Below are 22,374 nucleotides of genomic sequence, written 5' to 3' on the forward strand. Positions count from 1 at the left end.
GAAGGGCAGGCCCCGGGGGAGCGCCCCCGGGGCCTGCCGCCCGCCGTCCGTGCGACGGGCACCGCCGCGTCAGCGCCGCCCCGGCAGCAGCTTCCGGAGGTCCACGGATTCACCCAGCGCCTTCAGTCCCGCGTCGCCGGGGTGGAGATGGTCGCCGCTGTCGTAGGCGGGCAGCATCCGCTGGGGCCGCTGCGGATCGCGGACCACGGCGTCGAAGTCCAGGGTCGCGTCGAAGACGGTGCCGGCGTCGGCGCGGAGGAAGGCGTTGACGGCCTGACGGCGGGCCTCCACGGCCGGGGTGCAGTCGGGGTAGCCCTCACAGGGCGCGATGGTCGCCGCCACGACCCGCAGCCCCCGCTCGTGGGCCCGTCGCGCTAGGGCCCGCAGACCGGCGATGACCTCGTCCGATGACGTCCCCCAGCGCACATCATTGATGCCCTCGAAGATCACCACGGTCCGTGCCGAGGGCTGTGCCAGCACATCCCGCTCCAGCCGGTGCTGGGCGCTGACCCCGCCGGTGTCGGTGCTGACCCCGTCGCCCGGATAGCGGTCGGTGACGATGCGGTTCGCCGAGATGCCGTGGTTGAGCACGCCGTAGCGCGGCAGTGTGTGCTGCGCCTGGAAGCGGCGGGCGAGGACGTCGGGCCAGCGCCGGTTGGTGCCGCTCGTGGACTTCACCCCGTCGGTGATCGAATCGCCCAGCGCCACGATCGAACCGGGACCGCCCTCGACGTCGACCCCCGTCAGGAACGGCCAGACGGTCATCGTCTCCGGGAAGGCCGTGCCCCCGGCGTCCGCGGTGCGGTCCCCGCTGTCCGCCGCGCTCAGATACGACAACTGGGCCGCTTCCTGGTGCACCGGCGCCGCGGTCACCGTCCCCGGCAGATGGATGCTCACCAGCAGATCGGCGCCGGCCGGCACGGTGAAGTCCACGGGATCGCTGAACGCCTCGGCCCCGGCCGCGATGCGCGTCCCGGTCTGCCGCCCGAAGGTCAGCGGTGTCGGCCCGCGGTCCGCCGCCGCCCCCGCGCCGCGTACCGCGATGCTGGCCGCCCCGATGTCCACCGGGGTGCCCGCGAAGGTGTTGGCGAGCCGTATGCGTGCCCGGGGCCCGCCCGCGCCGCTGTGCACGACCAGCCGCAGCGTACGGTCCGTCCAGGGCCCGACCGCCCGGTAGCCCGCGGTGCTCGCCGCCCAACTCCCGGTGCGGCGGCCGGTGTCGCGTACCGACACCGCGAACACATGGAGCGCGCCCGCCGCCCCGTCCGTCGTGGGCAGCACCACCGAGGCCACCTCCCGCCCGGCCCGCAGCGGTACGGTCACCGCGTACAGCCGGGCCGGTCCGGCCGACTGCCCGTCCGGAGCGTTGAGATGCGGCAGCGCGACCGCCTTGGTGCTCAGCGGCCCCGACCGCCAGTCGGGCGCGGTGAGTTCATAGCTGCTGCGGGAGCCGTCCCGGTAGTGCACGGTCCCGGTACCGGCGGCCGTGCCGCCCGTCCCGGCGACCAGGAAGGTGAGCGCCTCGCCCCGGCCGCGGACCGCCACCGCCTGGCCGTCGGCCACCACGTTGTCCGGCGCGCCGGGAGCCGTCCGCGGCAGGCCGAGCCGCGTCCCGTCGAGGGTCAGAGCGCTCCCCGGCGACCAGCCGGCCGCCGCCAGGTCCTGGGCGGACAGTGAACGGCCCGCACCGTCGAAGTCGGCCGCGCCGGGGGCGGAGTTGTCGCTGACCGCCCGGTTGTCGAAGTGCCCGGCCAAGGGCAGAGGGCGGGGCGAGGGCCGGGCCGGGCCGGCCGGTGCGGCGGTGGCCGTGCCGAGGCCGGTGGCCGGCAGTGCGGCCGCGGTGAGCAGCAGTGTCAGGGCGGTGCCCCATCGTCGTACACGCATCGGTCCGTATCCCTCCGGGTGGCGCCAACGGGCGGGTGGTGCGCTGCGATCCAGGCCGGTCCCGCGAGGGGCAGGGGCTCCTGCGGATCCAGCAGATCCGATCCGAGCGCCATGAAGGTAGGGAGACGGAGGGGGAGCGTCAAGGTGACGAACGGGGCACGATGGCGCCGCGCGCCTGTGGCCCCGTCCGTGGGTCGGGTGGGACCCTGCACACCATGAACATGTCTTTTCTGGACAAGTGGCGCAAGCGTCAGCAGGCGCACCGGTCCGTACCGCTCGCGGAGTCGGTGCGGGCCGATCCCGAGAGCGTCGTCGAGCTGCTGTCCGAGTGCGAACTGCTGCGGGCCCAGGCCGCCACGGCGGGGGTGGAACTGGACGACTCCGTACGCTCGTTGGAGCTGCTGGATCAGCTCCAGCCCGTATGGCGGGACGATCCCGAGGTGCTGCCCTGGCTCGGCAACGACGCCGGCCTCTACCTCGGCACGGTGCTGGTCCGCACGGTGCGCGGCGCGGTGTGGCACGTCTGGCCGGACGGGCAGCCGGTGGTCCGGCTGGCGTCCGGGCGGGAAATCGATGTGGTGACGGCGGGCCATGAATGGGCCGACACCGGCGCGCCCGAACTGTCCCAGGTCTACGCCGAGGTCTCGGAGAGCTGAGACCGACGCCAGGAGACCGGACGGCACCCGTTGCGCGTCCGCGGGACGTTCATCGGTAACCCTGATTTATCCGCCCATCTCCGCGCATACGTGCGTGTCAGCGGAGAAGTGCCCCATAAGCCCCGGTAGGTTGCGGGCTCTCCGCTGTACGGATGAGAGTGGGCAGGTCTGCATATGGCCGGTGATGCGCTGATTGAACTGCGCGGGGTCAACAAGCACTACGGAAAACTCCATGTCCTGCGGGATATCGACCTCACCGTCGGCCGCGGGGAGGTGGTCGTGGTCATCGGGCCCTCCGGATCCGGGAAGTCCACGCTGTGCCGGGCCATCAACCGCCTGGAGACCGTCGAGTCGGGCAGCATCAAGCTGGACGGCAGACCACTGCCCGAAGAGGGCCGGGCGCTGGCCCAGTTGCGTGCCGAAGTCGGCATGGTCTTCCAGTCCTTCAACCTCTTCGCCCACAAGACCGTGCTGGCCAACGTGATGCTGGCGCCGGTCAAGGTCCGGAAGCAGAAGAAGGACGAGGCCGCCCGGCACGCCCGCGAACTCCTGGACCGGGTCGGGCTCGCCTCCCAGGCCGACAAATATCCCGCTCAGCTCTCCGGCGGCCAGCAGCAGCGCGTCGCCATCGCCCGCGCCCTCGCCATGGACCCCAAGGCGCTGCTCTTCGACGAGCCGACCTCCGCCCTCGACCCGGAGATGATCAACGAGGTGCTGGAAGTCATGCGCCGCCTCGCCCGGGACGGTATGACGATGGTCGTGGTCACCCATGAGATGGGCTTCGCCCGCTCCGCCGCGAACCGTGTGGTGTTCATGGACGACGGCCGCATCGTCGAGGACCGCACCCCCGAGGAATTCTTCACCGCGCCGCGCAGCGAACGGGCGAAGGACTTCCTCTCCAAGATCCTCAAGCACTGAACGGGGGCGCCGCGATGCCGCACACTCACTCCTCGCCCCTGCGCCGCGCCCTCGTGGCGCTCGCGCTCGCCGTGCTCACGCTGGCCCTCGCGGGCTGCGGCCGGGCCGGCAGCCCGCCGGTCAAGGGCCCCACGGGCAGCGAGCTGCCCCACTACCCGGTCGCCAGGAACTTCTCCCTGCCCGAGTCCCCGACCTGGATGAAGGCCAAGCGCCGCGGCCATCTCGTCATCGGCGTCAAGGAGGACCAGCCCTACCTCGGCGAGCGGGACCCGGCCTCCGGCCGCTATGCCGGCTTCGACATCGAGATCGCCAGGATGATGTCCGCGGCCCTCGGCTTCCCGCCGCACACCATCGAGTTCAAGACGATTGCCTCCGCCAACCGCGAGACCGCCCTCCAGAACGGCCAGATCGACCTCTACGTCGGTACGTACACCATCAACGACAAGCGCAAGAAGCTGGTGGGTTTCGCCGGCCCCTACTACATGGCCGGCCAGGCGCTGCTGGTGCGCGCCGACGAGAAGGACATCAGGGGACCGCAGGACCTGGCCGGCAAGCGGGTCTGCTCGGCGGCCGGCTCGACCCCGTACCAGCGCATCCAGGCCGAGTACCCCAAGGCGATCCTGGTCGCCTACGACACCTACTCGGTGTGCGTCGACAACCTGCTCACCTACCAGGTCGACGCGGTCACCACCGACGACGCGATCCTGCTGGGCTACGCCGCCAAGGTGCCCGACGAGCTGAGGGTGGTCGGCAAGCCGTTCTCCGAGGAGCCGTACGGCATCGGCGTCCCCCGCGGCGACAACGCGCTGCGGTTCGCGCTGGACGACGCCCTCGCCGCGGCCGAGAAGAACGGCCTCTGGCGCAAGGCGTACGACGCGACCCTCGGCCTGTCCGGAGTGCCCGCGCCCAAGCCGCCCCCGATCGACCGCTACCCGGCGACCTGAGCCGGCAAGGAACGGACCGATGAACGTTCTCCTGGACAACCTCTCCCTCTACGGGGAGGGCCTGCTGGGCACCGTCGAACTCACCGTCTACGCCTCCCTGCTCGCCCTCGCCCTCGGCTTCCTGATGGCGGCGTTCCGGGTCGCACCGGTCGGTTCGCTGCGGGCCTTCGGCACGGCATGGGTGACGGTGCTGCGCAACACTCCGCTGACGCTGCTGTTCTTCGCCGTGGTGCTGGGGCTGCCGCGGTTCGGCCTGGTGCTGCCCTTCAAGCTGTTCGCCATCCTCGCGCTGGGCTGCTACACCTCCGCCTTCATCTGCGAGGCGGTGCGCTCCGGCATCAACACCGTGCCGGTCGGGCAGGGCGAGGCGGCCCGCAGTCTGGGCATGACGTTCCCGCAGACCCTCGGTGACATCGTGCTGCCGCAGGCCTTCCGGTCCGTCATCCCGCCCATCGGCTCCACGCTGATCGCGCTCGCCAAGAACTCCGCGATCGCCGGCGCCTTCAGCGTCGTCGAACTGCTCGGGGTCTACAAGCCGCTCAACGAGATGGGCTACAGCATCATCTGGACCTTCGTCTGGATCGCCGTCGGCTATCTGCTCGTGACCCTGACCATCAGCGCGATCTTCAACGTGCTGGAGAAGCGCTTCGGAGTCGCCCGATGACCACCGCTCTCTACGACGTCCCCGGCCCGCGGACCCGGCAGCGGCACCGGCTCTACGGCCTCGGCGGGACGCTCGTGATCCTCGCGCTGATCGCCTGGATCATCTACCTCCTCTTCGCCACCGGCCAGTTCGTCGCGGCGAAGTGGACTCCCTTCACCTATACGGGAATTCAGGATCTGCTGCTCCGGGGCCTGGGCAACACCCTCAAGGCCTTCGGCTTCGCGGCGGTCCTGTCGGTGGCGCTCGGCGCGGTGCTCGCGACCGGCCGGCTCTCCGAGCACCGGATCGCCCGCTGGGTGAGCACCCTGCTGGTGGAGTTCTTCCGGGCAATGCCCGTACTGGTCATGATCTTTTTCATCTATGTCGCCCTGAAGGTGGAGCCGCTGCCCGCCCTGGTGGCCGGACTGACCCTCTACAACGGCTCGGTGCTCGCCGAGGTCTTCCGTACCGGCGTCAACTCCGTCGACCGCGGCCAGCGGGAGGCCGCCTACGCCCTGGGCATGCGCAAGACTCAGGTCATGACGCATGTCCTGGTGCCGCAGGCGGTCCGGGCGATGCTCCCGGCGATCATCAGCCAGCTGGTGGTCGCCCTGAAGGACACCTCCCTCGGCTTCCTCATCACCTACGAGGAATTCCTGCACGCCGGCAAGCTCATCGCGTCCAACCTCGACTACGACCTGCCGTTCATCCCCGTCGTCATGATCATCTCGCCGATCTACATCGGGATGTGCATGCTGCTGTCCTGGCTGGCCAACTGGGTCTCCCGACGCCAGCGGCGCAACCCCAAGGTCGAGGCGGTCGAGGTGGCCCCGCCGGAACCGGGCACCTTGCTGCCGGGGGGCCATCGGCCGCGGGGCTGAGGGGGTGGGGGCGGCTCCGGCCTCCGGGCCGGGCGGAGCGCCGCTGTGGACGCCCCGCCGTCGCCGGGTTCCTAGTCGCGCACCGGCACCGTTACATAGGACGGGTCGTTGGCCGGGGAGGAGAACGTCAGGCGGGCGCCGGACGGGTTGTGCTCGATGTACAGCGGGTCGACGGTGTCGACGACCACGGCGAGACGGTGGCCGGCCGGTACGTCGTAGGCGGTGGAGAACAGCTCCAGGTCCACGCCGAAGGGCTGGTTGGGGGTCTTGCCGTGGAAGGTGTACGGCGCGTGGGTGACCAGCTTGCCGAGGCCGAGCGGGCCCACGTCGTAGAGGTAGGCGATGGCGGTGCCGCTCTCGGCGGTGCTGGTCAGGGTGGTGTGCAGCCGGGTGGTGCCCCGGACCCGCTGCCCGGTGTCGTAGCGCTCGGACTGCCAGACGGCGGCGAGGGGACGGGGCAGCAGCGGGATTGACGCCATCGGGGGCAGCCGGAGGAACTGGTCCAGCATGCTGGAGAGAATGACCAGCCCGCCGTTGGCGCCGGAGTCCCAGTTGGTGTTGATCTGCTTGCTGCCGTCGAGCCCGATCCGCCGCTGCGCGGACGGGACGTCCTTCCAGCTCCGGTAGCCCTCGTACGCGCCGGTGGAACGGGACTTGAGCAGCACCGGCGACTCCCGGTCAACGCCGTTGTCCGCGCCCTTGAGGTAGTGGTCGAACCACCGCTGGGTGTCGGTCCAGGTGTCGTTGGGCAGTCCGAACAGCCCGAGTCCTTCGGCCGTCGCATGATCACCGGGCCGGAACTCCAGGCGCTTCGGGCCGGTCAGCTTCTCGTAGAAGTCGGCGGTCTGGTTGGGCGGGAAGATCGAATCGCCCCAGGCGTTGCCCAGCATGATGGCGGCGCCATTGGCGTTGATCTTGTCGAGGTAGGCGGCGGGGGAGCGCTTGCGCCCCCACGCGATCAGGTCCTTCTCCTTGTCCAGGTTCGAGGCGAGGAAGTCCTTCATGATCGTGCGGAATTCGGGGCTGGGGCGTCCGGTCAGCGCGCCCGTGGCGCCCAGGAACTCCGCGGCCTGCCGGTGCTCGGTGCGGCCGCTGTAGATCGAGCCGACGAGGTCGCCCCAGCCGCTGAGCGCCGCGACCGCCTTGATCCGCTTGTCGAACGCCGACGCCAGCAGGCTGATCCCGGCGCCGTAGGAGACCCCGGCCATACCGACCTTCTGCGGATCGGCCGGGGTGTGGGCCAGGGCCCAGTCGATGACCTTCGAGGCGTCTGCGACATCCTTCGGGCCGGCGGTTTCGATCTCCCCGCCCGACTGCCAGAACCCACGCGAGTTGTATCCGACGACCACATAGCCCTTGCCGGCCAGTTTCCTGGCCTGCGCCAGGTACTCGACCTGCGGCATCGACCAGCTGGTGGGCAGCACGATGACCGGGTGGCGCCGGGTGCCGTCGGCGCCGGCCGGGGTGAAGACGTTCGCCTTGAGGGTGATACCGCCGTCGCCCTCGATGTCGACGAACCGGAGGGAGACCGAGCCGCCCGAAGTCGCCGTCGTGGGGGCGGATTCCGGGGTGGCCGCCTCGGCGGTGGCCGGTGCGCCGGTAAGAACCGTGGCGGCGAGGACGGCCGCGGAGACGGTGCCGATCGCGACGCGCGGCGTCATACGGGAGGGCGTCATCTTCTGCTCCAGATCTCGATGCGGGCGGCCGCACGCTGTCCGGGGACAGGTGGGGCGCACGGCACGCCCGAATGTGACTGGAGAGTAAGGTCCACTCCTTACCTCTGGTAACCCATCGGTAGGTTACGGCTGGGTAACGCCCATACGTCCAGGGGGAGTCGGGGTGTGCGGTAGGGGGAACCCCCGGAGCCGCCGCCTGGTGGACTGCGGCCCCGGTGGTGAGAACTCCGCTACTCGGCGGCCGATTGCGGCAGGGAGTTGAGGAACTCCACCAGTACGGCGTTGAATGCGTCCGGCTGCTCCAGGTTCGGCAGATGGGCCGTCTGCTCGATGACCGCCAGGGTGGCGTCCGGGATCCGTGCGTGGAGGTCGCGGGCGTCGCTCACGGGCGTATAGGTGTCCTCGGCGCCGACCACCACCAGGGCCGGTACGGACACCCGCGTCAGGAGCTCCCGGTAGTCGGGGCGTTCGGCGCGGCCGCGCAGGGCGGCGGCCGCGCCCTCGGGTGCCGTGGCCTTCATCATCGCCAGGACGTGGGCGGCCGCGTCCGGCCGGTGGGTGAGGGTGTGCCAGGACACCATCTTGGCCAGCACCTCCTGTGCGTAGCCGGTCATGCCCTCGCGGATCAGCCGTTCCGCCATGGCGTGGCGCGCGGCCCTGCCCTCGTCGGTCTCCGCGGCGGCGAAGGTGTCGGCGAGCACCAGGCCCCGTATCCGCTCCGGGAAGAGCCGGTAGCACTCCATGACGATCTGGCCGCCCATGGACAGGCCGCCGAGGACGAAGTGCTCGATCCCGAGCCGGTCGAGCAGGGCGAGGAGGTCGCGGGCGAAGGTCTCCAGCGGGGTCTTGCCGGGGACGGTCGTGCTCTCCCCGTAGCCGCGGAGATCCGGCGCGATCACCCGCCATCCGGCCCGGCTGAAGTGCTCCGTCTGCGGGCGCCACATCGAACGGTCGAAAGGGTGGCCGTGCACGAGCACCAGCGGTGCACCGCTGCCCTCGTCCTCGTATCCCACGGTGATCTCTTCGCACATGACCGAACCCATTGGACCGTCCATCCCCTCTGCTGCGGCTTGACGATTCGATGCTAGAGAGGGCAATCTCTCGGTGCAATATAAAAAATGTACTCGGTGCAATGTTGTGGCAGTGCCTCGCGGGAGTGACCGATGGACGACTATCGCGCGATCGCCGATGACCTCGCGGCCGCTATCACCGCCGGGCGCCTGCGCCCGGGAGACCGGCTGCCGCCGCTGCGCCGGTTCGCCCGGGACCGGCAGATCGCGAGCTCGACCGCGGCCCGGGTCTACGGGGAATTGAGCCGACGCGGGCTGACGGTCGGAGAGGTCGGCCGCGGCACCTTCGTCCGCAGCGCGGCGCCCGCGGCCGATCCCGCGCTGGCCGAGCCGGGGGAGGCCCGGGTCGACCTGGAGCTGAACTTCCCGGTGCTGCCCGCCCATCCCGCGCTGCTCGCCAAGAGCCTGGGCCCGCTGCTGCGTCCCGAGGCGATGGCCGCCGCGCTCCGCCCGGTGGGAGCCGTCGGCACGGCCGCGGCCCGGCAGGCCGCGGCCGCGCACCTCGCCCGTGGTGACTGGACCCCCGATCCCCGGCAGCTGCTCTTCGCGGGCAACGGCCGGCAGGCGGTGGCGGCGGCGATCGCCGCACTGGTCCCGGCCGGGGAGCGGCTCGGCGTCGAATCGCTCACCTACCCCGTGGTGAAGGGCGTCGCGGCCCGCCTCGGCATCACCCTCGTCCCCCTCGCCATGGACGAGTACGGCCTGACCCCCGAGGCGCTGCGCGCCGCCCCTCCGCTGCGCGCCGTCTACCTCCAGCCCGCCCTCCACAACCCGCTGGGCTCCACCATGCCCGCCCACCGGCGCGCGGAAGTCGCAGCACTGCTGCGGGAGTTGGACCTGTACGCCATCGAGGACGCGATCTACGGATTCCTCCGCAACGACCTGTCCCCGCTCGCCGCCCTCGCGCCGGAGCGCACCGTGGTCATCGACAGCCTGTCCAAACGCCTCGCGCCCGGACTCTCGCTGGGCTTCCTCACCGTGCCCGAAGGCACCGCACAGGACTTCGCGACCGCCCTGCGAACGGGCACCTGGACCGCCTCCCGCTTCGCGCTCGACGCGGGCACCCGCTGGATGGCGGACGGCACCGCGGCGGCCGCCGAACAGGAGAAGCGCGGCGATGCCGCGGCACGCCAGCGGATCGCCGCCGAAAAGCTCGCCGGCTTCCGGGTCCGGGCCGATCCGCAGGCGTATCACTGCTGGTGGGAGCTGCCGGACCCCTGGCGGGCCGACACCTTCGTCGCGGCCGCCGCGCGCCGCGGGATCGCGGTCACCCCGTCCGGAGCCTTCGCCATCGGCTCGGGCCACGTGCCCAACGCCGTCCGTCTGGCGCTCGCCTCGCCGCCCGTCGACGTCCTGGCCGAGGCGCTCGGCGTTCTGGCCGGGCTGGCGCAGGGGGCGCCGGAGGACACCGGGGCGGAGTGAGGGGCGCCGGGCCGGGCGGCTCAGGCGCCGCGCATCAGGTGCCGCTCATCAGATGTCCGAGACCGGTGCGCAGTTCCGCCGTGTTCATCACCGGCTGGAGCGAGACCTTCGCGTGCAGGTCCATGAAGAATGCTTCCAGGAGCGTCGGCATCTGCGACGACTCCTTCATGTCGAAGTAGAAGTAGGCGGTGCGCTCACCGCCGTCGAGGGTGAAGTAGGCCGCCTCCGGCTGGAGGGCGGCGATGGCGGCTTCCATGATCTTCGGCAGACTGCCGTTCTGGATGACTTCGTTGCCGGTCTCGGTCGGTATCCGGGCCGTCAGGACCATCCTCATCGGGCTCACTCCTCGCATGGAGGGTGTGGGGCGGGTGGCGCGCGGCGGCGAACCGGGAGTCCGGGTGCTCGGCGCGTCCGCGGGAGGCCCCGGTGCACCGCTGGTGGGTGTCTGTCCCTGTTCTCAGGATCTCACGGCCCGGGCGCCGGGGCCGGATTCCGGCGGCCGGGGTGCGGGTCAGGAGCCGCCGGTCAGCAGATGCTCGGGGCGTCCGCTGGGCGGCACCTCCTCGGCCGGCGGCACCGGGCCCGGCGGGGTGCCGTCGCCGAACGGGCGGCCGCCCAACTCCTCGCGGTGGTGCGGCGTCAGCCAGCTGGAGAGGTCCGGGCCGGCCGGGACGACGCCGGTCGGATTGATGCCGGTGTGTACCCGGTAGTAGTGGTGCTTGATGTGATGGAAGTCGACGGTGTCGCCGAAGCCTGGCGTCTGGAAGAGATCCTTGGCGTAGGCCCACAGCACCGGGTCCTCGGCCAGCTTGAAGCGGTTGCACTTGAAGTGCCCGTGGTAGACGGCGTCGAAGCGGACCAGTGTGGTGAACAGCCGGATGTCGGCCTCGGTGAGGGTGTCGCCGACGAGGTAGCGGCGGTCCAGGAGGCGCTCGGACAGCAGGTCCAGGCGCCGGAAAAGATCGCGGAACGCGGCGTCGTACTCGCTCTGCCCGGTGGCGAAACCCGCCCGGTACACCCCGTTGTTGACGTCCCGGTAGACGCCCGCCATGACGATATCGATCTCCTCGCGCAGCGGCTCCGGATACAGATCGGGGGCGCCGGGCCGGTGCAGCGCCGTCCACTCCGTCGCGAAGTCCAGGGTGATCTGCTGGAAGTCGTTGGTGACGAGCTGCCCGCTGGGCACATCGACGATGGCGGGGACGCTGACCCCGCCGGGGTAGTCCGTCTCGCGGGCGTCATAGGCCTCGCGGAGGAAGCGGATGCCGAGGACCGGGTCGCGGCCGCCGGGGTCCAGGGTGAAGCGCCAGCTGCGGTCGTCCTGGAGCGGGTCGGTGATGGCGAGCGAGATCGCGTCCTCCAGGCCGAGCAGCCGCCGGGAGATGACGGCGCGGCTCGCCCAGGGGCAGGCGCGGCTGGCCACCAGCCGGTAGCGGCCGGCCTCGACCGGCCAGCCGTCGCGGCCGTCCGCCGTGATGCGGTCCGCGAAGTGGCTCTTGGAGCGCTTGAAGGGCTTCCTGCCGTACGCGACGTTGCCCTCCGTGGTGGCGCCCGAGGCGCCGTCCGTGGGGCCGCCGTTGTTGCCGGCGTCGGGCTGAGGCATCACCGACTCCTTCCGTCTGCGGTTTGCTCCGGGTGTTCAGGGCGAGCCTTCCCGGACGGGGGCGGGTATCCCCCTGCGTCAGCCGCCCGGCTCACCCGGCTTCGTGCCGCGGCCCGGCCCACCGGCGGCCCCGCTCAGCCGAGGTGGGTGAGATCGGGCCGCAGCCGGTGCCAGGTCGGGTGCCGCAGCCGGCCGGCCGAGGTCCAGCCGGTGAGCGTGATCTCGGCGACGAGCCGGGGCTCGGCCCAGTGCGCCCCCTGCACGTCCACCGGGTTGAGGAACGGGGACCGGTCCAGCGGGATCACTCCCAGATACCGCGCCAGCTCATGACGCTCCCGGTCGGACAGCCCCGAGCCCACCGAGCCGACGTAGCGCAGCCCCGCGGGTTCCGCCACGCCCGCCAGCACGGAACCGGGCAGTCCGGCCAGTCCGCCATGGCCTTCCGTCCAGCCCCCGATGATCACATCGAGGGTCAGCAGATGCTTCGTCTTGCGCCACTCGGGTGACCGCACACCCGGCAGATACGCCGAGCTCAGCCGCTTCGCCACCACCCCTTCCAGACCGGCCTGCAACGAGGCCTCCCACACCTGCTGCGCATGGCCCTCCACATACCCCGGCGCCGACCAGTTCGGGCCGCGGAGCCCCAGCCCGGCCAGCAGGGCCCGGCGCTCGTAATACGGCGAGCCGAGCAGCGAGCCGCCCAGGTACATCAGATCGAAGAGGACGAGGTGGACGGGGTGCTCCATGGCCAGCCGGGCCGTGCGGCGCGGGTTCACCACGCCCATCCGGCGCTGAAGCAGCCCGAAGTCCGGCCGGCCACGCGCGTCCAGCACCACCACCTCACCGTCGAGCACCGCGGGCCGGCCCCGCAGCTGCTCACCCAGCGGCGCCAGCTCCGGGTAGGTGCCGGTGGCCTCGTTGCCCGCGCGGGTGACCAGCCGGACGGTGCCGTCACCGGAGGTGTTGATGATGCAGCGTGCCCCGTCCCATTTGGCCTCGAACGCCCAGGCCGCCTCCTCGTGCTCGGCAGGCAGCGGGCCGACCGTGGCCAGCATCGGCCGGATCACCGGGTACGAGGCCGAGCCACGCTCGGCGGACGGGGCCATGGTTCGATGATCGGGCGAGACGGGGGCGTTCGCAGATCGGCAGGCCGCCGGGTCTTCGGGCGGTCCCGCCGCGGGTGCTCAGCCGCTGCCCGGCCGGGTCCCGGTCCGCGGGGTGTCCCCGCGCGGCGGTCGTTGCGCGGGGAGCTGCTCCTCGCCCTCCGTTCGGACATGCGGCATGATCCGGTCCAGCCACCGGGGCGTCCACCAGGCCGCCGGGCCCAGCAGCGTCATCACCGCGGGGACCAGCAGCAGTCGCACCACGGTGGCGTCGATCAGCACGCTCACCGCCAGCCCGAGGCCCAGCATCTTCACCACGATGTTGTCGCTGATGATGAACGCGGCGAACACACTCACCATGATCAGCGCGGCACAGGTGATCACCCGGGCGGTGATCTCCAGCGCATGCGCCACGCTCGCCTTCGCGTCTCCGGTGCGCAGCCACGCCTCGTGCACCCGCGACAGCAGGAAGATCTCGTAGTCCATGCTCAGCCCGAAGACGATCGCGAACATCATCATCGGGACATAGCTCTCGATCGGCACCGTGCCCGACACCCCGAGCGCCGGCCCGCCCCAGCCCCACTGGAAGACCGCCACCACCACCCCGTACGAGGCGGCGATCGACAGGACGTTGAGCACCGCCGCCTTCACCGCGACCAGCACGCCACGGAAGACGGCCAGGATGATGAGGAAGGCGAGGGCCACGACCACGGCGATGATCAGCGGAAGCCGGCTGGCGACGATATCCAGGAAGTCCACCTGGCCGGCGGTCGTGCCCGTCACATAGCCGTGCGCGTCGGTTCCCTTCACGGCTGCCGGCAGCAGGTCGTGCTTGAGGCGGTTGACCAGATCCGTGGTGTCCGCGTTCTGCGGGGCCTGGGCGGAGTACGCCGTGCCGGTCAGCACCGCGCCGTCCGGGGTGGCCTTCAGCGGCGTGAGGAACGCCGCGCCCGGGACGTCCGTGAGCACCTTCCCGGCCTGCGTCGCCAGCATCGTGCGGTCCGCCTGCGGGACCGCGGACTCGTCGATGACGAGGGTCAGCGGGCCGTTGGAACCGGGGCCGAACGCCGAGGACATCAGGTCGAAGGCGCGCCGGTCGGTGAACGACTTCGGGTCCGCGCCGTCGCCGATGTGCCCCAGCTGGATCGAGAAGACCGGAATGGCCAGCACGACCACGATGAGCACCCCGCCCGCCAGATACCACCACGGGCGGCGCTCCACCCGCTGCGCGTACCGGTGCCAGGTGCCGTGTGCCTCCTCGCCCGGTCCGGCGTCCGTCTCGGCGATCGGGCGGCGGACCCGGAGCCGGTCGATACGGCGGCCGGTCAGGCCGAGCAGCGCCGGGACGAGGGTGAGCGCGCCGAGCACCGCCGAGACCACGGTGATGGCCGCCGCCACCCCCAGCTTGCCGATGAAGGAGACGCCCGAGACCCACAGCCCCATCAGCGCGATGATGACCGTGCAGCCGGACACCAGCACCGCCCGGCCGCTGGTGGCCACGGCCCGGCCCGCGCCGGTGACCGGGTCCGCACCGTCCATCAGGTTCTGCCGGTGCCGGGTGAGCAGAAAGAGCGCGTAGTCGATACCGACACCGAGGCCGATCATCGTGGCCAGGGTGGGGGAGACGGTGGCGAAGATGAAGACGGCGGCGATCAGCCCCAGACAGGCCAGCCCGCACAGGGCGCCGATCAGCGCGGTCAGCAGCGGCACCCCGGCCGCCAGGACACTCCCGAAGCCGACCAGCAGCACCAGGATCGCCACCCCGAAGCCGATCGCCTCGCTGGTCCGGTCGTCGGGCTCCGGCCGGGCCAGCTCGCCCAGCGGACCCCCGTACTCCACCTCCACGCCCGCGGACCGCAGCGGCCGCACAGCCGTGTCGACCCCGTTCAGATAGTCCGGCTTCAGGGTGGACGGCTGCACGCTGAACCGCATGGTGATGTACGCGGTCCGGCCGTCGGTGGAGAGCGGGCCGACGTTCGGCGTCCCGGGCGGCGGCTTGGCGGACGGGGCGCCGGGCGGCGGCAGCGGGTTCTGTGCGGACAGCACGTCAGGCAGCTTGCCGAGCGCGGTGACGGCGCTGTCGATGTCGCTGCGGAAGTCCGTCAGCGGCCTGGCCGCGTCGTGCAGCACCACCTGGCTGCTGTAGCCCCCGGCCTTCGGCTCGTGCTTCTGGAGCACCTCGCGCCCCTGCGTCGACTGGACACCGGGCAGCGCGAAGTCGTCGGAGTACTCCCCGCCGTACGTCCGCTGGAGGAACTGGAGCCCGGCCAGGGCGACCAGCCACAGCACGAGAACGATGACGCAGTGCCGGGCACACCACTCGCCGATCCGGCGCAGCGCCCCTTTGCCGCCGGACGTGCCGGCCGCGGCCGCCCCGCTCGGGTTCCTCGGCAACGACATAGGTGCTCCCGATGCGGGCCGGCGCTCCTGGCACATACGGACATGCAGCAGTCAACGCCGGTTCCGCCGCGGCGGCATGCCCACCGGGGAATACGGGTGTCGGCCGAACGGGTGCGCCCCGGCGTCAAGCGCCCGCGGGCGGCGCTTCGTTGTGGAACACCAGCAGATAGCGCCAGAACAGCAGCCGCCGGATCCGGCACCCGGGAAGCAGCGCGGCGGCCTCCCGGCGGATACGGGGCAGCGGCATGTCCGGCGGTGCGATGGGCGCCTTCAGCGGAGCGGTACCGGCCGGCCGGAGCCGTTCCGAGGCCGCGACGCCGAGCCGGGCCACCGCGTTCACGGGCGACGCGGCCAGGCCCCACCACCAGTCGGTCGCCGACCTCTCCGCATAGCAGCCCAGGATGACCAGCACGCCGCCCGGCGCCAGCGCCTGACGCAGTGCGGTGACCGTGTCGAAGGGCATGTGATGCAGGCTCGCCAGGCAGGAGATGAACCCGTAGTGCCGGTCGGGCAGTTTCAGCCGGGTGAGATCCGCGTGCTCGTAACGGGGCAGGCCACCCCCGCCCACCGCTTCCCCGGCGGCACGGGCCCGCGCGAGGACATCGGCCGACCGGTCGACGGCATGGACCTCGATCCCCAGCCCGGCCAGCCGCCGCGCGAACCGGCCGGTCCCGCAGCCGACGTCGAGGGCGGTGCGGCAGTCCCGCGGCAGCTGCCGTAACAGCAGACGGTGATAACGGTCGTTGTGGTCGAAGGGCATCCGCCGACTCTAGGACGGGTCCGCAACGTCCCGTCTGATTCGCGACACGCTTCAGGCCGGCCCCTTGCCGCCCCGCCCCCGCCGGAACCACCCCCGCATCCCTGCGCTTCCCCGGCTCCTTACGATTCCTTCGACCGTTTGTGGCCGGCACGACGTGAGGACCGATCTGTTGATGAACCTGTTCTGGGCGCTTGTGGAGCCCGGTATGTCCCTTGGGTGTTCCGGCTGTTGCCGTCGTACGGGTGTCGTGGCGGGTGAGGGCCGATGAGCCGGGCGGTGCTGGTGACCGGGGCGTCGCGGGGGATCGGGCGGGCGGTGGCCGAGGTCTTCGCCGCGCACGGGGACCGGGTCGCGCTGCATTACGCGTCGCGGCGGGCGGCCGCGGAGGAGGCGTACGCGGGGCTGGCCGGGAGCGGGCATGTGCTGGTGCAGGGGGATGTGAGTACGCCCGAGGGGGCCGCGGCGCTGGTGGACGCGGCGGTGGACGGGCTGGGCGGCGTCGATGTGCTGGTCAACAACGCCGCCGAGAATGTGGCCCACCCCCTGGACCGCACCTCGTTCGAGGACTGGCAGAACGCCTGGCGGCAGGTCGTGGACGTGAATCTGCTGGGGGCCGCGCATGTCAGCTACTGCGCGGCGCGGAACATGATCGAGCGGGAGGCGGCGGGGCGGATCATCAACATCGGCTCGCGCGGGGCGTTCCGCGGCGAGCCGGATCACCCGGCGTACGGCGCGGCCAAGGCGGCGCTGCACGCGATGGGGCAGTCGCTGGCGGTCCACCTGGCGCCGTACGGCATCGGCGTGGCCTCCGTGGCCCCGGGATTCGTGGAGACCGAGCGGGTCGCGGACCGCCTCACGGAGGACGTGCGGCAGCAGAGCCCGTTCGGCCGGGTCGCCGCGCCCGGGGATGTGGCGTCCGCCGTCCACTATCTCGCCTCGCCCGAGGCGCTCTGGTCCTCCGGCGCGGTACTGGACGTCAACGGGGCGTCGCATCTGCGCTGAGAGGCCCGGGCCCGGAGTCCGGCGCTGAGAAGTCTGCGCCGGGAAAGCCGAGCGGCCTGCCCCGGGAAAGGGGAAGCCCCGGCCGAACGGGGGAATTCGGCCGGGGCGGTTTCGGGGGGCGCGGGCGGCGACGGGGGCGGCCTCCGGGCCTGCTGCCGTGCGGCGGTGGCCGGCTTTCCCGGCGGCGGGCCCTGCGGCGCCGTCGGGACGGCACGCGCTTCCAATTGAACGATAAACCATCGAATCGGCTTCCGGCGCATCGGGTGACCGGTCTCACCCGTGGCCGGACCCACCGGCCGTGCGGGCCGTCAGGCCTCGATACGGACCGGACGAGAGCCGTCGTCCAGCAGCCGCGGCAGATACCAGTCCATGCGACCTCGGGGTGCGGGGGAGAGGCGCCCGGTCCGGAGCGGGAGGTCTCGCCGGCCGGCAGCCGCCGCCGGGGGCACCGGCCGCGCTGCGGCGCGGACCCGCGAGCCTCCCTCTCCGGCCACCGGGCGGCCCCTAGTTTGTCCGACTGTGAGCCCTTTCCTCAGGCCGAAGCGGATGATGGTGGGCCGTCCGCTGGACAGTGCGCGGCTCGGTGAGACGCTGCTGCCGAAGCGACTGGCGCTCCCGATCTTCTGCAGCGACCCGCTGTCCTCGGTCGCCTATGCCACCGAGGAAATCCTGCTGGTCGTCGGCCTCGGCGGGGTCGCACTGCTCCAGCTGACCTGGTACGCAGCGGCCGCCATCGTGCTCGTACTGGTCGTGGTCGTGGCGTCCTACCGGCAGACCTGTTACGCGTATCCCGGCGGCGGCGGGGCCTACCGTGTCAGCGCGCAGAACCTCGGGCGGAACGCGGCGCTCACCGCGGCCAGCGCGCTGCTGGTGGACTATGTGCTGACCGTCGCGGTGTCCGTGGTGTCCGGCGTCGCCGCGATCACCTCCGCGATTCCGTCCCTCGGCGGCCATGATGTGGCGCTGTCCGTCGGCTTCGTGGCCCTGCTGGCCCTGATGAATCTGCGCGGGGTACGGGAATCGGGCCGGGTCTTCGCCGTGCCCACCTACGGCTTCGTCTTCTTCATCTACCTGATGTTCGCGGTCGCGGCCGTACGGATGGCCACCGGTGCGAGCATCCGCGCCGAGTCCGCTGACCTGCCGCTGCACGCCGTCTCGCCCTACACGGGCCTGGCACTGGTGCTGCTGGGGATGCGGGCCTTCGCGTCCGGCTGCACCGCGCTGACCGGGGTCGAGGCGATCAGCAACGGGGTGCCCGCCTTCCGCCGGCCGAAGAGCCGCAATGCCGCCAACACGCTGCTGGTCATGGGGTTCTTCTCGGTGACCATGTTCGGCGGGATCACGATCCTGGCGATGCTCTACGACGTGCATGTCGCGGTGCAGCCCACCGAACTCGGGCTGCCGCCGGACACTCCGACCTCCACCGCGCTCGCCCAGATCGCCCGCGCCACCTTCGGCGACCTCGACACACTCTTCTACCTGCTCCAGGCCTTCACGGCCGGGGTGCTGATCCTCGCCGCCAACACCGCCTTCAACGGCTTCCCGATGCTGGCGTCGATCCTCGCCGAGGACGGGTTCGTGCCCCGTCAGCTGCACAACCGCGGGGACCGGCTGGTCTTCTCCAACGGCATCATCCTGCTCGCGCTGGCCGCCATCGGGCTGATCATCCTGTTCGACGCGGAGCTCACCCGCCTCATCCAGCTCTACATCATCGGCGTCTTCGTCTCCTTCACGCTCTCCCAGACGGGCATGGTCCGGCACTGGCGGACCGTCCTCGCCGGACCCGGGCTGCCGTCACGGGAGCGGGCCCGGCACCGGCGCTCCCAGGCGATCAACGCGGTCGGCGCGGTACTCACCGGGCTGGTCCTGATCATCGTCCTGATCACCAAATTCCTGCACGGCGCCTGGATCGTGGTGATCGCCATGCCGCTGCTGTTCCTGGGGATGCGCGGCATCCACCAGCACTACCGGCGCCTCGAACGGGAGTTGGCGGTCGCACCCGGCGCCCGGCCCTGGGAGCCGGCCGGCAACCATGTGCGGGTGCTGGTCAGCTCGCTGCACGCGCCCACCCTCAAGGCTCTCGGCTACGCCCGCGCGATGCGTCCCACCTCGCTGGCGGCGCTGACCGTCGCGGTGGACCCCGCCGATGTGCGGGAGCTGCGCGAGCAGTGGGACGCCCATGACATCGATGTACCGCTCCAGGTGCTCAGCTCGCCCTACCGGGACTTCACCCGGCCGGTGATCGACGCCGTCCTGGACGTCTGTGCACGGTATCCGGGCGGTGCCGTCACGGTCGTCATCCCGGAATACCTCGTCGGCCACTGGTGGGAGCAGCCGCTGCACAACCAGAGCGCCCTGCGGCTGAAGGCCCGGCTGCTGTTCACGCCGGGCGTGACGGTGGCCAATGTGCCCTATCGGCTCCCGACCGGCCAGGAGCCGGGGGAGACGTAGCAGGTCCGGTGCCTCACGTGCCGGGCGAGGGCGCGCGGCCCGGACCGTGGTCCTGGCGGGCTCAGGCCGCCGCCCGGTGCCCCTTCGGTTCCGGGGCGGTGAGCGCGGCCTTGGTGACATCCGCGACCAGCTCGACGACATCGGGTCCGTACGCCTGCGAGTTGACCACCTTCAGCAGCAGACAGAACTGGCCGTCGGTGCCGTGCTTACGGGTCAGCTTGGCCCGGTTGCGGACGAGGTGGCGGACCGCGGCCCGGTGGGTGACCGGGCGCTGGCCGGCCGCCAGGAACACCGGGCGGTCGCCCTCACCGGCGGTCAGCCGGGCCAGCAGCACATACTCGACGGCGCCGGGCTCCATCCGGTACGCCGAGCCGCCGATCGTGAAGGTGCCGCGGTCCATCCCGGCCTCGTCACCGGGGTGCACCGCGACCCCCGGCAGCAGATTGGCCAGGTGGGCCGCCAGCCGGCGGTGCGCGGTCGGGTCGCCGACACAGAACTCGGTACGCGCCCCGAAGCCCTGGAGACCGGTGTCGTGCGGGGCGACCTCGGGATGCGCCCCGCAGTTCTCGATCACCGCGGCCAGCCCCAGCAGCGCCAGCGCGTCATGGCGCGGGATGCTCCAGTGGGCCGAGGAGCTGTCCCGGTGGGTGACCAGCACACACTCCGAACCGTCCGGCAGTCCGAAGAAGCCTTGCTCACGGGTGAGCTTCCGGCGGGTCACCGCGGAATGCACGGCCCAGCCCGCCGCCAGGCCCACGATCAGGGCCGCGGCCGCCACGGTCAGGAGCAGCAGGGTGTCGTCCATGGCCGGGGAGCGTAGCGGCATTCCGGGTGGGTGTTCGAGGGCGGGGCGGGTGGCTGGGACGGCTTGTCCCGGTCCATACGGGCATACCTGATCCGTACGGAAAAGGTGTGGCTGATCCCCCGCCCCTGCGGGACCTCCCTGCCCGAAATGCCCTCTGTCGGCGGGCTGTTGCCGCGAGTAGGCTCCGGGCCCCTGCCGCCCCCCGCCCACCTCTGGGAGGAAACCCCGGTATGACCAGAGCCCGACGCCTCACCGTCCTGGGAGCGGCCGCCGCGCTGGCCGGCTCCCTGGTGGCGGTCCCGGCCGCCGCCGGAACCGCCGCGTCCGCGCGGCCCGCCGCCGACCGGGACGGCGCCACCACCGCCACACCGGAGAAGACTCCGGTCGCCGTCGGCCACGGCGGGGCCGTCTCCAGCGTCGACCCGGACGCCTCGGCCGCCGGTATCGCGGTCCTGAGGAAGGGCGGCAACGCCGTCGACGCGGCCGTCGCCACCGCCGCCGCCCTCGGCGTCACCGAGCCCTACTCCGCGGGCATCGGAGGCGGCGGCTACTTCGTCTCCTACGACGCCCGGACCCGGACCGTACGCACGCTCGACGGCCGGGAGACCGCCCCGCGCTCCACCGGCAAGGATCTTTTCCTGGAGAACGGCAAGCCCCTCCCGTTCGAGGACGCCGTCACCAGCGGGCTGAGCGTCGGCACCCCGGGCACCGCCGCCACCTGGGACACCGCCCTGCGCAAGTGGGGCAGCCGGTCCCTGCGCCAGGTACTGCGGCCCGCGCAGCGGCTGGCCGCGGGCGGCTTCACGGTCGACGAGACCTTCCGCCGGCAGACCGCGGACAACGAGGCCCGCTTCCGCGACTTCCCGGCGACCGCCCGCCTCTACCTGCCCGGCGGCAAGCTCCCGGTGGTCGGCTCGACGCTGAAGAACCCCGATCTGGCCCGTACGTACGGGGAGTTGGCGAACAGGGGCGTCGGCGCGCTCTACGACGGTGCGCTGGCCCGGGACATCGTCCGCACGGTCCGCACACCGCCGGTGCGCACCGGCTCCCCGCGCACGGTACGGCCCGGCGATCTGACCGCGGGGGATCTGCGCGCCTACCGGGTGCTGAGCCAGGCGCCGACCCGCACCGGCTACCGCGGCCTGGACGTCTACGGCATGGCGCCGTCCTCCTCCGGCGGCACCAGCGTCGCCGAGGCGCTGAACATCCTGGAGAAGAGCGATCTCTCCCGGCTGAGCGAGAAGCAGTTCCTGCACCGCTACATCGAGGCGGCCCGGATCGCCTTCGCCGACCGCGGCCGCTGGGTCGGCGACCCGGCACAGGAGGACGTCCCGACCAAGGGCCTGACGTCCCAGCGGTTCGCCGACGCCCGCGCCTGCCTCATCCACGACGACAAGGCGCTGACCAGCCCGCTCGCGCCCGGCGACCCGCGCCACCCCGCGCGCTGCGCCGCTGCCGGCCGGGCCGCGCCGACGACGTACGAGGGGGAGAACACCACCCATCTGACCGTCGCCGACAAGTGGGGCAATGTCGTCGCCTACACCCTGACCATCGAACAGACCGGCGGCAGCGGCATCGTCGTCCCGCACCGCGGCTTCCTGCTCAACAACGAGCTCACCGACTTCTCCTTCGCCCCGGCGAGCCCGTCGGTGCATGACCCGAATCTGCCCGGCCCCGGCAAGCGGCCGCGTTCGTCGATGTCGCCGACGATCGTGCTGCGGCACGGCCGACCGGTGGTGGCGCTCGGCTCGCCCGGCGGCGCGACCATCATCACCACCGTGCTCCAGACCCTGGTCAACCACCTCGACCGCGGAATGCCGCTGGTCGACGCCATCGCCGCGCCGCGGGCCAGCCAGCGCAACGCGGCTCTGACCGAGCTCGAACCCGGTCTGTGGAACAGCCCGGTCCGCCGGCAACTCGAAGCGCTCGGCCATGCCTTCAAGGAGAACCCGGAGATCGGCGCGGCGACCGGCGTCCAGCGGCTGCCGGACGGCCGCTGGCTGGCGGCGGCTGAAAAGGTACGGCGCGGCGGCGGCTCCGCGCGGGTCGTGCACCGCTCGTAACGCCCCCGGTACGGGAGCCGGGATGTCACACCGCTGACACGGACGGACCGCTGTGTGCCGTCCGTGTGTCGTCGATGTACCGCCCCGCGCGGC

18 protein-coding genes are annotated in these 22,374 nt (G+C 71.9%); 9 read left to right on the forward strand and 9 right to left on the reverse strand.

All coding sequences use genetic code 11. From position 1 onward, the window contains the following. Positions 1-69 precede the first annotated feature (69 nt). Positions 70-1,884 (reverse strand): SGNH/GDSL hydrolase family protein, encoded by a 1,815-nt coding sequence (locus tag CP981_RS31435; protein ID WP_085922706.1) that lies wholly within the window; start codon positions 1,882-1,884, stop codon positions 70-72. Positions 1,885-2,099: 215 nt separating this feature from the next. On the opposite strand from CP981_RS31435, the gene CP981_RS31440 reads away from it, so the two are divergent. The 5 genes from CP981_RS31440 (at position 2,100) to CP981_RS31460 (ending at position 5,926) form a co-directional block, all read left to right on the forward strand. After that, a complete protein-coding gene (locus CP981_RS31440; protein WP_085922705.1) occupies positions 2,100-2,540 on the forward strand; it encodes a DUF6278 family protein in 441 nt (146 codons plus the stop codon). 174 nt (positions 2,541-2,714) lie between these two features. Then, the gene (locus CP981_RS31445; protein WP_085922704.1) at positions 2,715-3,458 is read left to right on the forward strand and encodes an amino acid ABC transporter ATP-binding protein; all 744 of its coding nucleotides are present in this window, start codon (positions 2,715-2,717) and stop codon (positions 3,456-3,458) included. A gap of 14 nt (positions 3,459-3,472) precedes the next feature. Further along, complete coding sequence (locus CP981_RS31450) at positions 3,473-4,402, forward strand: glutamate ABC transporter substrate-binding protein (RefSeq protein WP_085922703.1); 930 nt, start codon at positions 3,473-3,475, stop codon at positions 4,400-4,402. Between the two features lie 19 nt (positions 4,403-4,421). Continuing rightward, on the forward strand, positions 4,422-5,066 hold the full coding sequence (locus CP981_RS31455) for an amino acid ABC transporter permease (RefSeq protein WP_018090409.1): 645 nt from the start codon (positions 4,422-4,424) through the stop codon (positions 5,064-5,066). Next, positions 5,063-5,926: an amino acid ABC transporter permease gene (locus tag CP981_RS31460; protein ID WP_085922702.1), complete on the forward strand. Its 864-nt coding sequence runs from the start codon at positions 5,063-5,065 to the stop codon at positions 5,924-5,926. The genes CP981_RS31455 and CP981_RS31460 overlap by 4 nt, the downstream gene beginning before the upstream one ends. A gap of 71 nt (positions 5,927-5,997) precedes the next feature. Here CP981_RS31460 and CP981_RS31465 read toward each other — a convergent pair whose 3' ends face one another. Continuing rightward, the gene (locus tag CP981_RS31465) at positions 5,998-7,602 is read right to left on the reverse strand and encodes an alpha/beta fold hydrolase (RefSeq protein ID WP_085922701.1); all 1,605 of its coding nucleotides are present in this window, start codon (positions 7,600-7,602) and stop codon (positions 5,998-6,000) included. Between the two features lie 230 nt (positions 7,603-7,832). Further along, entirely contained in the window at positions 7,833-8,645 is an 813-nt protein-coding gene (locus CP981_RS31470) for an alpha/beta fold hydrolase (RefSeq protein WP_085922700.1), read from the reverse strand. A 120-nt stretch (positions 8,646-8,765) separates the two neighbouring features. Between CP981_RS31470 and CP981_RS31475 the strand changes: the two genes are divergently transcribed. Next, positions 8,766-10,094: an aminotransferase-like domain-containing protein gene (locus CP981_RS31475; RefSeq protein ID WP_085922699.1), complete on the forward strand. Its 1,329-nt coding sequence runs from the start codon at positions 8,766-8,768 to the stop codon at positions 10,092-10,094. A gap of 34 nt (positions 10,095-10,128) precedes the next feature. Here the strand turns inward: CP981_RS31475 and CP981_RS31480 are convergent, their stop codons facing one another. From CP981_RS31480 to CP981_RS31500, 5 genes are all read right to left on the reverse strand, one after another. After that, positions 10,129-10,428, reverse strand: a complete 300-nt coding sequence (locus CP981_RS31480; RefSeq protein ID WP_085922698.1) for a hypothetical protein — start codon at positions 10,426-10,428, stop codon at positions 10,129-10,131. Between the two features lie 177 nt (positions 10,429-10,605). Then, a complete protein-coding gene (locus CP981_RS31485; protein WP_085922697.1) occupies positions 10,606-11,697 on the reverse strand; it encodes a glutathione S-transferase family protein in 1,092 nt (363 codons plus the stop codon). A 134-nt stretch (positions 11,698-11,831) separates the two neighbouring features. After that, positions 11,832-12,803, reverse strand: coding sequence for a non-homologous end-joining DNA ligase (gene ligD / locus CP981_RS31490; RefSeq protein WP_085922696.1), 972 nt, complete (start codon positions 12,801-12,803; stop codon positions 11,832-11,834). A gap of 78 nt (positions 12,804-12,881) precedes the next feature. Continuing rightward, entirely contained in the window at positions 12,882-15,200 is a 2,319-nt protein-coding gene (locus tag CP981_RS31495; RefSeq protein ID WP_085922695.1) for an MMPL family transporter, read from the reverse strand. A 124-nt stretch (positions 15,201-15,324) separates the two neighbouring features. Beyond that, positions 15,325-15,960 carry a class I SAM-dependent methyltransferase gene (locus CP981_RS31500; protein ID WP_085922694.1) on the reverse strand — a complete coding sequence of 212 codons (636 nt, stop codon included), beginning with the start codon at positions 15,958-15,960 and terminating at the stop codon, positions 15,325-15,327. A 264-nt stretch (positions 15,961-16,224) separates the two neighbouring features. Here CP981_RS31500 and CP981_RS31505 point away from each other — a divergent pair, with 264 nt between their 5' ends. Continuing rightward, a complete protein-coding gene (locus tag CP981_RS31505) occupies positions 16,225-16,962 on the forward strand; it encodes an SDR family NAD(P)-dependent oxidoreductase (RefSeq protein WP_085922693.1) in 738 nt (245 codons plus the stop codon). Positions 16,963-17,481: 519 nt separating this feature from the next. Beyond that, positions 17,482-19,413 carry an APC family permease gene (locus tag CP981_RS31510; RefSeq protein ID WP_425282177.1) on the forward strand — a complete coding sequence of 644 codons (1,932 nt, stop codon included), beginning with the start codon at positions 17,482-17,484 and terminating at the stop codon, positions 19,411-19,413. Between the two features lie 61 nt (positions 19,414-19,474). Here the strand turns inward: CP981_RS31510 and CP981_RS31515 are convergent, their stop codons facing one another. Beyond that, positions 19,475-20,218, reverse strand: a complete 744-nt coding sequence (locus CP981_RS31515; protein WP_085922691.1) for a hypothetical protein — start codon at positions 20,216-20,218, stop codon at positions 19,475-19,477. A gap of 230 nt (positions 20,219-20,448) precedes the next feature. Here CP981_RS31515 and ggt point away from each other — a divergent pair, with 230 nt between their 5' ends. Further along, positions 20,449-22,281 carry a gamma-glutamyltransferase gene (gene ggt / locus CP981_RS31520; RefSeq protein ID WP_085922690.1) on the forward strand — a complete coding sequence of 611 codons (1,833 nt, stop codon included), beginning with the start codon at positions 20,449-20,451 and terminating at the stop codon, positions 22,279-22,281. Positions 22,282-22,374 lie beyond the last annotated feature (93 nt).

This window comes from Streptomyces platensis (genome assembly GCF_008704855.1).
Taxonomy (GTDB): domain Bacteria; phylum Actinomycetota; class Actinomycetes; order Streptomycetales; family Streptomycetaceae; genus Streptomyces; species Streptomyces platensis.

Coding starts and splice junctions, on each gene's coding strand:
- ligD (WP_085922696.1), bottom strand. CDS start 12,803: ATGGCCCCGTCCGCCGAGCGTGGCTCGGCCTCGTACCCGGTGATCCGG.
- CP981_RS31460 (WP_085922702.1), top strand. CDS start 5,063: ATGACCACCGCTCTCTACGACGTCCCCGGCCCGCGGACCCGGCAGCGG.
- CP981_RS31505 (WP_085922693.1), top strand. CDS start 16,225: ATGAGCCGGGCGGTGCTGGTGACCGGGGCGTCGCGGGGGATCGGGCGG.
- CP981_RS31485 (WP_085922697.1), bottom strand. CDS start 11,697: ATGCCTCAGCCCGACGCCGGCAACAACGGCGGCCCCACGGACGGCGCC.
- ggt (WP_085922690.1), top strand. CDS start 20,449: ATGACCAGAGCCCGACGCCTCACCGTCCTGGGAGCGGCCGCCGCGCTG.
- CP981_RS31455 (WP_018090409.1), top strand. CDS start 4,422: ATGAACGTTCTCCTGGACAACCTCTCCCTCTACGGGGAGGGCCTGCTG.
- CP981_RS31500 (WP_085922694.1), bottom strand. CDS start 15,960: ATGCCCTTCGACCACAACGACCGTTATCACCGTCTGCTGTTACGGCAG.
- CP981_RS31465 (WP_085922701.1), bottom strand. CDS start 7,602: ATGACGCCCTCCCGTATGACGCCGCGCGTCGCGATCGGCACCGTCTCC.
- CP981_RS31445 (WP_085922704.1), top strand. CDS start 2,715: ATGGCCGGTGATGCGCTGATTGAACTGCGCGGGGTCAACAAGCACTAC.
- CP981_RS31475 (WP_085922699.1), top strand. CDS start 8,766: ATGGACGACTATCGCGCGATCGCCGATGACCTCGCGGCCGCTATCACC.
- CP981_RS31480 (WP_085922698.1), bottom strand. CDS start 10,428: ATGAGGATGGTCCTGACGGCCCGGATACCGACCGAGACCGGCAACGAA.
- CP981_RS31495 (WP_085922695.1), bottom strand. CDS start 15,200: ATGTCGTTGCCGAGGAACCCGAGCGGGGCGGCCGCGGCCGGCACGTCC.
- CP981_RS31515 (WP_085922691.1), bottom strand. CDS start 20,218: ATGGACGACACCCTGCTGCTCCTGACCGTGGCGGCCGCGGCCCTGATC.
- CP981_RS31440 (WP_085922705.1), top strand. CDS start 2,100: ATGAACATGTCTTTTCTGGACAAGTGGCGCAAGCGTCAGCAGGCGCAC.
- CP981_RS31470 (WP_085922700.1), bottom strand. CDS start 8,645: ATGGGTTCGGTCATGTGCGAAGAGATCACCGTGGGATACGAGGACGAG.
- CP981_RS31450 (WP_085922703.1), top strand. CDS start 3,473: ATGCCGCACACTCACTCCTCGCCCCTGCGCCGCGCCCTCGTGGCGCTC.
- CP981_RS31435 (WP_085922706.1), bottom strand. CDS start 1,884: ATGCGTGTACGACGATGGGGCACCGCCCTGACACTGCTGCTCACCGCG.